At 39.2% G+C, this 12175-nt stretch carries 7 protein-coding genes; 3 read left to right on the top strand and 4 right to left on the bottom strand.

The window, feature by feature from the left end; all coding sequences use genetic code 11:
* Positions 1 to 302 precede the first annotated feature (302 nt).
* Positions 303 to 2351: a putative porin gene (locus GUA46_RS04880; protein WP_229418432.1), complete on the bottom strand. Its 2049-nt coding sequence runs from the start codon at positions 2349 to 2351 to the stop codon at positions 303 to 305.
* A 237-nt stretch (positions 2352 to 2588) separates the two neighbouring features.
* Between GUA46_RS04880 and GUA46_RS04875 the strand changes: the two genes are divergently transcribed.
* Entirely contained in the window at positions 2589 to 3275 is a 687-nt protein-coding gene (locus tag GUA46_RS04875) for a hypothetical protein (protein WP_176619524.1), read from the top strand.
* Between the two features lie 245 nt (positions 3276 to 3520).
* On the opposite strand, the gene GUA46_RS04870 is transcribed toward GUA46_RS04875, so the two are convergent.
* From GUA46_RS04870 to GUA46_RS04860, 3 genes are read right to left on the bottom strand one after another with little or no spacing between them, the layout of a single operon-like run.
* Complete coding sequence (locus GUA46_RS04870; RefSeq protein WP_176619523.1) at positions 3521 to 4273, bottom strand: hypothetical protein; 753 nt, start codon at positions 4271 to 4273, stop codon at positions 3521 to 3523.
* 19 nt (positions 4274 to 4292) lie between these two features.
* The gene (locus tag GUA46_RS04865) at positions 4293 to 5750 is read right to left on the bottom strand and encodes a RagB/SusD family nutrient uptake outer membrane protein (protein ID WP_176619522.1); all 1458 of its coding nucleotides are present in this window, start codon (positions 5748 to 5750) and stop codon (positions 4293 to 4295) included.
* Between the two features lie 15 nt (positions 5751 to 5765).
* Entirely contained in the window at positions 5766 to 8810 is a 3045-nt protein-coding gene (locus GUA46_RS04860; protein WP_176619521.1) for a SusC/RagA family TonB-linked outer membrane protein, read from the bottom strand.
* 233 nt (positions 8811 to 9043) lie between these two features.
* On the opposite strand from GUA46_RS04860, the gene GUA46_RS04855 reads away from it, so the two are divergent.
* Both GUA46_RS04855 and GUA46_RS04850 read left to right on the top strand, forming a co-directional pair.
* Positions 9044 to 9640: a ribonuclease HII gene (locus GUA46_RS04855; protein ID WP_176619520.1), complete on the top strand. Its 597-nt coding sequence runs from the start codon at positions 9044 to 9046 to the stop codon at positions 9638 to 9640.
* Positions 9641 to 9669: 29 nt separating this feature from the next.
* Positions 9670 to 12126, top strand: a complete 2457-nt coding sequence (locus GUA46_RS04850) for a ribonuclease HII (protein WP_176619519.1) — start codon at positions 9670 to 9672, stop codon at positions 12124 to 12126.
* The last annotated feature ends 49 nt before the right edge of the window (positions 12127 to 12175 follow it).

Here is a 12175-nt window from a genome sequence, read left to right as displayed (position 1 = left end):
CTTCATTGTATTTCCTTGAATGTCTGTCCGACACCCGGAAATCCCGAGTCCCTGCATCAAAATGGTTCATTTCTTAATTCTACGCTGTCGTTACAATATGTATATGAACTTCTTTGTTTTTTCTCTCGTTTTTCAGCCTCTCGGCCTTTCGAAAGCGCCCTGCCTTATCAGCTAAGCGGGTGCAAATATACGCACGTTATTTTCTTACCGCAAAATGTTTTTCGATATTTTTTTTGAAAAAAAATCAATTAATTTATAAGTGCTTGTTTTTCAGGTTTTCGTTTTTCACTTCTTAACGAATTTTATGAAAATAAATTCCAGACCAACCCAAATCTGATGACAAAATCACGATAAGGATAATTTGGGGCAGAGTAATAATTAGGCTCTGAAAAAATGGAATTCAAGTGTTCTGCCTTTAAAAAAATACGGGTCTGTTTCACTTTGGCGTTTATAAAAACATCCAATAAAGGATACCCTCCCAATTCTTCATTGTTCTGAATATAAAATTCCCCTAACAAAGGATTATAAGCATCCATATTATAGGATGTGAAGTACTTAAATGTTACACCCGTCTGTAAAAACATAGCCTTTTTGAACACATCGCTTGAAAAGTAGAGACTATTGCGCGTGACCACCTGTGGAAGATTGAGCACTTGACTGTCCTGAGTTACCTCTTGATACATTACCGTATTCATTAACGCCCATTTTCTCCATTTTAACTCCTTTTCATACTTGACCTTCAAATGGTTTACCGTGCCCGATTCTTGAAAGGGCCTTACAAATGCCGTTTCCTGACCCAATCCTATTTCTTCCTCTGTTGCCGTGGATGCGAAATATGTATAATTATCCAGCGTACTGTACTCAGCACTCAAAAGGCCGTAGCTTCTGGAATCAAAACCAAATTTTATACTCTTTGTACGAATGTTATCAAAGGTGTCCGTATTTTGCCAATTGAAGTTTCGATAATCACTTTGATACAACAAGTAGTTGAAATCGGGCATCCGAGATGATACATGGACAGACCCCAACAATGAATTACCTTCATTTAATCTATATCTTGCCATGGCATCAAATTTATTCCCCGTAAGTTCGCCTACCACCGTATAATTGACACTTCCCTCCAAATACAAAGGTCCTATGCGGTTCCGATAACTACCTCCAACCACAATTTCTTCTCCTTGGAGCTTATTTTGTATGACACCTTCATCGGTGAACAATATACTATTGAAAAAATAATTATAGTTGAACAATGATACACTTCCGGAGAGCCTGCCAAGTGTTTTGTTTGAAAATTCCACAGACCCTTTATTGAACATTGTTTTCAATCTTGCCCTATCTTCTATTGGAACCAAGAATGGGTCTTGCCCGAAGGCATCGTTCTGCTGTGTTTGCTCAAAGTCGTACATTTTGGTCTCATAGCTGAATTCATGCCCTATAGCCAATGTGGTGGGTGAATTGTCAGTAGAATCCTTTTTATGATTGACCAATTTGAATTGATGGTCCAAAAAATAGCGTTTGCCCAATATTCTATTATTGGCGTTTGTGTACAATAGATCAATTTTTGCCCTATCCTGAAAATCGGGCAGGTCGTCCTCAAATTGACTCTTGTTCCGTAAACCTCCACTTTCCTCGCTCTGCATTTCCTGAGCTGCAATATGACCTCTCAGGGCATACCTGCCATTTTTGGTGATATAGCTAAAGGTGGTCCTAAATTTACCATCCTGTGTTTCCTCGTACCTATATTTCCCCAAGGACCTAAATCCGTTGTAAGCAACAGACATATTGAACCTCTCGGATACATTAAAGGTTAGTAGCGCATCTAAATACTGACCTTGCTCAAATGTTGTCTTGAACATGAGCTCCGTCATCGGGGTAGGAACATGATAATAATTCACGTCCTCCTTCTCAAAATAACCAGGATGTTTGGCCTTCGCCCCTATGCGTGGATAATAAGGTATCGAAGAAAAACTTTTACCTAGCTCATTATAGGGCTGCCCCATATTGGCAAAAGGCATTAGTTCAAAATCATCTTTTCTTAAATAATTGTAGATGTAATCTTTTCTGATGGTAAGGGTCGTATCAACTATAGTAGTGTCGCCATAATATGAGATTATTTTGTAATCCCTTATACCCACAGAATCTTTTTGTTTGGCCTCTAATTTAGCAGAATCTCTTCTTTTGGGCTTTGCAGGCATTGAATCTACGGCAACCGAATCCTTTTGCCGTAACGCAAGGGTATCTTTTTCCTGTAGTCTTATAGAGTCTCCCTCTTTTTTTGGAGGAATCGAATCTTGTTGCGCCAAGACTGATTGGCCAATCAATAAAAGTAGGGTCAATGCTAAATATCTCATTCCATGATATTGGTTGGGCAAAGGTAAAAGTTTTGTTTCTAAAGAAATGTGAATTTACTATTTAGGAGCGAAAATGCAATTACTATGGAAATCACAAAAGTATCTTAGTTATAAATGTGCAGGTTTTAGGATAATATTAAGAATTCTATAACAAGTTGGATAAATAAATTGTTGCTTATTGCAGCCGCAAATCACCTTATTAATTATATCGTAAAATATTTGAAAACTGTAAGTTAGATGAACTACAAATTAAACATATTAGCCCTAATGGCCATATCTACTGGTTTAGCCCAAGTTAATTTCACTAATCCTGATGAGGGAGCTATTGTATCCTTCCAAACTACAGCAGTGGATTCCAAAATCCTTAAAGCAGAAGGATCCCCTTATTTTGATGATCATTTCAAGTATGGCCAGATTCTTGTAAACGGGAAAATTAAGACAACTGGTAATTTGAGATATAACGCAGCCAATAGTGAACTAGAACTTCAAAAAGGTCAAAAAGAATACTCTGCCGTTCTGAAACGCAATTATATTTCGGCAAAAATCGACGACAAATTATACAAATTGTTCCCTTATACAGATGACTCCAATAGTGAGACTACCAGAATCGGTTATTTTATTCCTTTGAACCAAGGTGAATCAAAATTACTGTATAAACCCGAAAAAAAACTTCGGAGAGGACGAACTGGAGCGACCAATTACGACAGGACTGTTCCTCCAAGATTTATCGACATCAGTTCTTATTATATCCAGATTGGTGAAGAACCTGCTGAAAAAATTTACTTAAGGAAAAAGTATTTTTATGATATACTAGGTAGAGAACGTATTAAAAACCTCATTAAGGAGAAGGACTTAAGATTGAACAAAGAAGAAGATGCAATTAAAGTAATGCAATATATCAACGAGGTCACTAGCGCCAAGTAAACAATAGAATCTAACAAAAAAGCTCCCCAAGAGGGAGCTTTTTTTGTTCTGCATCTGCTGTGAATAAATTGATACTATAACCTCAACTAAAAAGGCTAAGCCTAAACATAAGGTTGATGTGGTAATCTGAGTATACTGGAACTTAACATAAAACATAAGGACATAAAAAAACCGAGTTGAAAAAATTAATATCAACTCGGTTTTCTAATAAAAATAAGATATTTTAAAAATTCTGATTAATCGAACTATTGGTTAACACAGAATTCCTGAGTTTGTGAATCTGAAAATTCACCACCACCTGTCAAAACATCCAAAATAGAGCACTCCAAAGTATAGGAGCCAACTATGGTACCATCACTTTGTCCATCTCCATAAGCATCATAAATGGTAAAGGTATAACATCCATCCTCTAAGAAAAACTCAGATGTATAGGTATCTCCTCCTGATACATTGTCATAAGGACCTCCCGAGACTACAACTGTTCCGGATTCATCAGCAATTTCCCAAGTAGTTTCCCCACCATAGGTATCAGTTACCACTGTTAATAAGAAATCATTACATATAATTTCCTTAAAATATTCAATGGTAACTGTTTCATCAAAAGCAACACCACCTTCTAGCGCACTAAGATTAAGAACCAAGGCATAAACTTCTCCATCCACTAAAGGATCAAAATTCAAAGTTACATCCAGAACACCATTATATCCATTTGCAGGTATCGTAACTGTTCCAAAGGAGTAATTTTCCCCTCCACCAATTGAAGCATCTGAAACAGTGACATCAATTGTCCTATCGGAATCTGACACCGTAGTAACATTAACTGGAATTTCCAATGCAAGACCTTCTTCTGGCACAGACACGTTGTAACTGGTTGTTCCAAAAGAAACACCTGTTTGACCATTAACATTGTCGAAAACCGTCACCTCTTCTTCACAAGAAGAGAGAATCAAGGCAACACCTGCAAAAAGAACTCCAAATGTTTTAAATATATTTTTCATCTTTTTTAGTAGTTACAAATTAATAGTTTGGATTTTGTGCCATATTCGGATTGGCATTGATTTCATCAATTGGAATAGGCAACTGGAATCTGTAGTCACCTGCTGGCAATGTCAAGATTTCAGGAGGTGTTCCTGATCCATCAGCTAAATCTCCATTATTTGAACGTTGCACAGCTTCTCCTCTACGCTTAAGATCAAAGAATCTATGACCTTCGAAGCTAAGTTCCACTCTTCTCTCATATTGAATGGCATCTTCTAATGCCTGACCTGTTTCTCCACCTGTATAAGAGGTATATCTAGCATTCCTCAATATGTTCAAAGTTGCAAGTGCGGCCGCTTGATCGATTTCAAATTGGGCCTCAGCCTTGTTCAAAAGAACTTCCGCCGCCCTAAGCACCTTAATATCCACACGCCCGTTAACCTCATCAGTTTCTCCCAAGAACTTTCTAACAGCATTGTAATTGTTCCCTTGGTTGGTAGCATCGTACTGCATAACCTCCGCTCTCAAATCGTTAGGATCAAGATTGTTGAAGAATTCATAATCTATTACATACTCGGAAACTGTGTTTGGAGGCGTTGTTTGGCTATAAAGCACTCCAACGTTGTTAAACCCTGATTCTGATGAAGTGTTCACAGACCATTCTATTACAATTCCTTCGTTGCTAGCATCTTCGTATACAGCTAGTAGAGCTCCTTCTTCAGTTGCATCCACGATAGTTGTGGTAACTTGGTTTGCGGCATTGATGGCCAATTGATAATCTCCATTATAAAGGTAAACTCTTGACAACATGGCATACACACCATTTCTGTTCAAACGTCCCTCTCCGTTACTAGCTCCAATTAGCTGAGCAGCTTGCTCCAAATCCCCTATGATTTCGGCATAGTTACTGGCAACTGTTTCCCTTGCAGGTTGTGCAAAAGGATCTCCGGTATCACCATCCTCTACTTTAAGGTAAACGATACCAGGTGAATTGTTGGCATCTGCACTTTGGGTAGGGATCATAGCATAAACCCTGGCCAAATCAAAATGAGCGATGGCGCGAGCTGCCAAAGCTTGTCCTAGAATATTATTCTTATCAGGTCCGTCGGGCAAGTTATCAATTTGCCCTATAACAAGGTTGGCCGCATTTACTGCTTCATAAGCTTCACTCCAGTATAAGGATACAGCTCCACCAGTGTTTGGGTTATATCTGTAATCATAGTAAACTTCATTGGATCTACGACCAGTCTGCGCAAGAATTACGTTATCCGATAAGATATCAGGAATACCTTGAAGACCGGAACCCGGGTCAGAATAATAATTCCAAAACTGGCTATAGATACCGTCTACTCCATTCTGAAAGCTGGAAACGGTATTAAAAAATGTTTCAGGATTACCTTCTGTAAATGGATCTACGTCCAGTTCGTCATCACAAGACACCAACAAGGTTGCTGCCACAAATGATGCTAAACAATATTTATATAATCTATTTTTCATGTCAAATTTCTTTTTTTAAAATCCTATTTCTACTCCGAAAGTATAAGACCTGGTCTGTGGATAACTGAACAAAGAGAATGCTCCAGGAATAAATCCAGCAGAACCGGCCGCTGAACTTTCATTCGAACCGATACCGATTTCCGGATCTCCGTTGTATTCAGTAATGGTGAACAAGTTCTGACCAGTGGCAAAAACCCTAACCCTATCAATACCTGTTCTGTCCAAGAACTTACCTGGCAAGTTGTAGTCAACTGTCAAAGTTCTTAAGCGGATGTAATCACCTTTTTCCAACCATCTGTCACTGTCTTGATCAGCAGTACCCTGGAACAATGGACTTGGCAATACATTGGTATCTCCTGGCTGTTTCCAGTAGTTGAATGCCTCCACTCTCTGGTTACTATCGATATTTCCAATGGAAATACCAGATTGTCTCTGGAAGTTCATAATATAGTTTCCTGCTTTACCGACAAAGTCAGCTCTTACACCAAAACCGCCCCATCTGATGGACGTAAAGAATCCACCCTCTATGTTTGCATATGGAGACTTTCCTTCCAAAATTGTATTAAAGCTGGCACTATATTCGTTGGTGATGTTACCATCCAAGTCATAGTACAAAGGCTCACCATTTGCCGGGTTGACCCCTGCGTATCTAACAGTATAGTATGAGTTGATTTCTTCACCTTCGCGAAGAATGTTATATCCAAAAGTGCCGCTGACGATATCGTCCCCGTTTACCAAAGAAATCACTTTGTTGTCCAAGAAAGAGATGTTACCACCTGCTCTCCAAACAAAATTCTCTGCACGAACAATATCCGCGTTCAAAGAAACTTCGATACCGCTGTTCTCCAACTCACCAATATTTGCAAGAATAGAGTTGTTTTCATCTCCCACTGTTTGTGACAATGGCTGGTTTAACAATAAGTCTTTGGAATTCTTTTTAAAGTAATCCACAACACCATTGATTCTGTTGTTGAACAATCCAAATTCAACACCGATATCCAAAATAGCCTGAGACTCCCATTGAATATTTGGGTTACCCACACCGATTGGAATAGCAGTAGTATTACCGTTATATGTTCCGAACTCCAACAAGTTCAAGAAATTAAAGTCACCTATGTTCTGGTTACCAGAAGTACCGTAAGAAGCCCTAAGTTTCAAATCGTTAACTGCAGTACCTTCCAAGAAAGATTCCCTTGCAATGTTCCAAGCAGCACTTCCACTGTAGAAATACCCGTATTGGTTTTCAGGTCCAAATCTAGAAGATCCATCACGTCTTATAGACCCTGACAGTATATACTTACCATCATAATCATAGTCTACGAACAAACCTTGTGAAAACAATACCCTTCTGGCTTCTTCGGAACCAGATGCCGTTGCTTCGGCAGCCACCTCCTGATAAGGAATCTCTGGAGAAGGAAACCCCCTTGCACTGGCAAAAAGATCCGTGTAAATATTCTCGTTGTATTCCAATAGAAAACTTGCTGACAAATTGTGGAATTCCCCGAAAGTATCCGTATAAGTGAAAAGGTTGTTCACGTTGTACTGAAGGGTATTCTCAAAATTATCCGTTTGTGTACCTGGAAAAGCAGCAGCCCCCACGATAGTGTTCAAAACACCACCAGCAATCGACCTAGTTGTCCTATTATACCTATTGTTCGTTGCACCCACAGTAAATCTGTTTGTGAACTTATCGGAAAATTTGATGTCGGCAAACAAACTACCAACAATCAAGAAGTTTCTATTATCCTCAGGCTCAGTAATCAAAGCCTTGGCAATAGGAAAACCAGAAGTTGTCGGATTAAAAACAGGGTCTCCTTGAGCATCTGTCTGAATACTTCCATCAGCATTTCTTAAATACAATGGGTCCCATGGATTGTAATCGTACATTGCTCTAAAGGGGTTCTGTACGTTGTTACGGTCCCTTGGAAGATCAGTGGTACTTCTTGAAAGAGATATGTTAGTACCCACATTTAACCACTCCTTGGCCTGGTAAGTTGTATTCAAACGAGCCGTCACCCTTTCGAAACCATCAATTCTATCAATGATACCTGTGTTTTTATCATAACCTAAAGAAAGGAAGTATGTCATTTTTTCATCACCCCCAGAAATAGAAAGAGAGTTGGACTGGATTTGACCCTTTCTCAACAATTCTTCCTCCCAATTGGTATCCAACCCTATCAACCTTGCTCTCTCAGCGTCGTCTGCTGTTGCACCAGGCAAAGACTGAGCTGCATTGACACCCAATTCAGCAAATTGTCTTTCAAGTTCAAGTTTTTGAGAAGTGTTCATCAAATCAAATGGATCAGGAATTCTTTCCGAGAAACCAAAAGAAGACCTAAAAGTTATACGTGCATCACCCGTTTTACCCTGCTTGGTGGTAATCAACACAACTCCATTAGAACCACGGGAACCATACTTTGAAACTGTGGCCGCATCCTTAAGGATAGAGAATGACTCAATATCATTAGGATTCAAATTGTTGATAAAATCTGAATTAACCGGAACACCATCAACCACATATAACGGTGTAGTACTCGCGTTAAGCGAACCCACACCCCTAATGGTCACGAATGCCGTTTGACCAGGCCTACCATTCGCTGCCGTTACCTGAACACCAGCCGCTTGACCTTGCAGTATGTTGTCAACACTAGTAGATGGAACAAAGGCTTCAATTTTCTCTGTTGATACTGTAGAAACTGCGGAAGTTGACAACTCTCTAGATCGAGAACCGTAACCAGTCACCACAACTTCCTCCAAGGCCTGTGCATCATCCTCCATCTGCACATTAATTGTAGAAGAAGCGCCAATAGTTCTTTCTACAGTCTTCTGACCAATGTAACTGAAACGCAACATTTGCCCTTGTGAAGCTGAGATGGTATAATTACCATCAAAATCGGTTTGTGTACCATTGGATGTTCCTACAACCAAAATGGAAACACCAGGAAGTGGCAGACCGTTTTGATCCGTCACGTTACCTGAAACTGTTTTCTCTTGTCCAAAAGAGAAAGACATGCATAACACCAATAAAGGCGTTAGCATCCATGCTAACTTAGCTTTCATTTATTTCATTTTTTGAATTAGTCCGCTCAAAAATCAATATAAAAAGTTAATATTCAAAAAAATTAACAACCTTGCAGCCCACAGATTGCCACAATACCAATCAATAATTTTGATAATTTTAACACATTATCCTCACCTTAACCTTTGATTTATTAGGTTTGTAGGATTTTTTTTAACTTTTCCTTAGCAAATATGTTTTTCTTTAATTTTCAACTGTTAAATTTTTAAGATGTATGTTAAAATCGTGTTACCGATCATTGTTGGAAGCAGGAACCGATGAAGCTGGAAGGGGATGTTTGGCAGGCCCTGTAACGGCTGCCGCCATAATCTTGCCGGAAAAATTCAACAACATCATCTTAAACGACTCCAAACAGCTTTCTGAGACAAAACGTGATCTTTTGAAGCCGATTTTGGAAGAAAAAGCCATTTCTTTCTCTGTTTGTCATGTTTTTGAAGACGAAATCGACGAAATAAACATTTTGAACGCCTCTTTTATGGCCATGCACCGAGCAATAGAAAAATTGCAGCCTACACCCGACTTTATCATAGTTGACGGAAACCGTTTTAAGCCCTATCCCAACATAGGCCATGAATGCATAATTAAAGGGGACGGAAAATATATGAGCATTGCCGCCGCTTCGGTTTTGGCCAAAACATACCGGGACGAGTATATGGCCAAAATACACGAAGAGTTTCCCATGTACAACTGGAGAAAAAACAAAGGATACCCTACCAAAGAACATAGGGAGGCCATCAAAAAATACGGTATCACCAAATATCACAGAAAAAGCTTTAGACAACTCCCAGAACAATTGACACTGGATATTTAAAAATCCTAACTTTGTGTCAAACTGCTAAAATGAGATTAAAGGTACTTTTTTGTTTGCTCCCCATACTTATCGCATCATGTACGAAAGAGGTGAAGACCAAAGACTCTCTTTTGGAACATTTACCTCCGAATCCGGCACTCGTTCTAAAAATCAACAACCTCGGCAACTTCAAAAGCGAACTTAAAAACAATTCTATCCTTAAAAATATTGAAGGCTTTGCTCATATTGAGGACATCTCCAACAAGACCCAAGGACTAAATTACCTGAAAACCAATAAAACAATAGTGCTTGCTTTTTATGAAGTTGGCAAGGATAATTATGATTTCATAATGGCCGCTAAAAAAGTTTCGGGACTTTTTAATGTGGACAGCGTGGCCAACAAAACAGTGGAAACATTGACTTATGAGGGCGCAAATGTCACAAAGTACAATGTCGACGGCTTGGAAATGTTCAGTCTTGAAAAAGAAAATGATATCCTAATGAGTTCTTCCATGATGCTGATGGAAAACCTCATAAGGACAAACGAGAACACACCGGTGGACCCTACATTAAAAAAATTGTACCAAGCGAGTTCTACCGACAAATCCGCCACCTTATATATAGATCCAAGTGGAAATACTTCCCTTCTGGCCCTCAAGGAACAAAATGAATCCAGAAAGAACCCATTTTCTTCATGGGTTTCTTTGGATTTTACCGCGAATTCGGACGAGGTCAACCTGAACGGCGTGGCCATGGCTCCAGATTCAACTAAAAATTTCATCAACTTGTTCAAAGGCACCTCCCCGCTTGCCAATAGAACACCTTCTTATGCCCCATTGAACTCGCAAGCGATCATTTCCTATACTTTTGATGATTACCAAATTTTCGCAAAAAACCAGAACAACTATCTGGACAGGGTAAAACCAACCGATTCCCTTTTTAACACCATAGAGGAAGTTGGATTGATTTTTTTAAATAATGAGAAAGTGGCATTGTTGAAATCTTTTGGCACCGAAGGCTTATACGATTACCTTAGCAGTAGAAAAACTAGCTCAGAAGATTATCAAGGAAGTGAAATATTGGTTTTGGACGCTCCAGATTTAATAGAACAAAACTTCACCCCTTTAATAAAGAATTTTACATCCAACTTTTGCACAATACTGGAGAACAGTTTTATTTTTTCAGAAAACAAAGAAGCCTTACAGACCATAATCAGTAATCATAAAAGCTCCTCGTCTTTCGATAACGATCAAGGATACAAAACAGCAAAAGCTTCCCTAGCTAGCGAATCCAGCATTCTTATGGTATCCAATGCTTCGGGTATCGACTTTTTTTCCGAACAGGAACTTTCCCCTGAGGTGGTCGAGGACATCAATGAAGATGATTTGGACGGACAGGTGTTTGCCTCACAAATGGTAATGGACAATGGTTTTGGGCATTTCAATATTCTCGCCTCAAAAATCATAAAGAACCAAGAGAAAAATACGGTTTCCCCACTCTTCACCCTCGAACTGAATACAGACTTGGCTACAGACCCCCAGTTTGTAAAAAACCACAGAACACGACAGCAGGAAATTGTGGTTCAGGACGAAAACAATGTACTGTACCTAATCTCTACCGATGGAAAAGTACTTTGGACCAAACAACTGGACGGCAGAATACAGGGGTCCATACAACAAGTCGACATCTATAAAAATGGAAAACTACAGCTCGCCTTTACCACAAACGACCAATTCTTGATTTTGGACCGAAATGGCGACGAAGTTGCCCCTTTCAATATTGATTTTGAGGCCGGAAACCTGAATCCATTAGCAGTATTTGATTATGATGGCAGTCGGAACTACCGCTTTGTTGTTACACAGGGTAGTAAAGTATTCATGTACAATAACCAAGGTAAAATAGTCCGTGGGTTTACCTTTACCGATGCCCCTAGCAATATCTTGGGCACTCCTCAACATTTTAGGGTGGGCAACAAAGATTATCTCGTCTTTAAACAGGACAACAGTACCCTTAGGATTCTGCACCGTGTAGGTAGCGACCGAATTAAAATTCCTGAAAAAATAGACTTTTCCAACAATGATGTTTTCCTCTATAAAAACAAATTCTCCGTAACCAACAAAACAGGCGTGCTCCACCAGATTGATACCAACGGAAAATTGACGGCCACAAACTTCAACCTAAACCCAGACCACGGATTTTATGCCACGACCAACACTTTGGTACTTATGGATGACAACGTACTCACCATAAAAGGAAAAAAGGTGGAACTGGAGCTTGGGGTTTATTCTAAACCTAAAATCTTTTATATCTATGACAAAATTTATGTTGCAGTGACGGACTTGCAAAATCATCAAATTTATTTGTACGACAGCCAAGCGGAACCCATTTCCAATTTCCCTGTCTTCGGAAGTTCTTTGATCGATCTTTCGGATATGGACAACGACAAAAAGTTGGAACTTGTTGCAAAAGATCAAGACAACTCCCTGATTGTCTACAAAATAAACTAGCAGGACAACATACGGTCAGTCATACATTAGTTAATGCAACACATACATT

The organism is Flagellimonas chongwuensis (genome assembly GCF_013376415.1).
GTDB lineage: Bacteria > Bacteroidota > Bacteroidia > Flavobacteriales > Flavobacteriaceae > Flagellimonas > Flagellimonas chongwuensis.
Note: the sequence above shows the minus strand (reverse complement) of the source record. Positions and strands in the feature narration are given on the sequence as shown.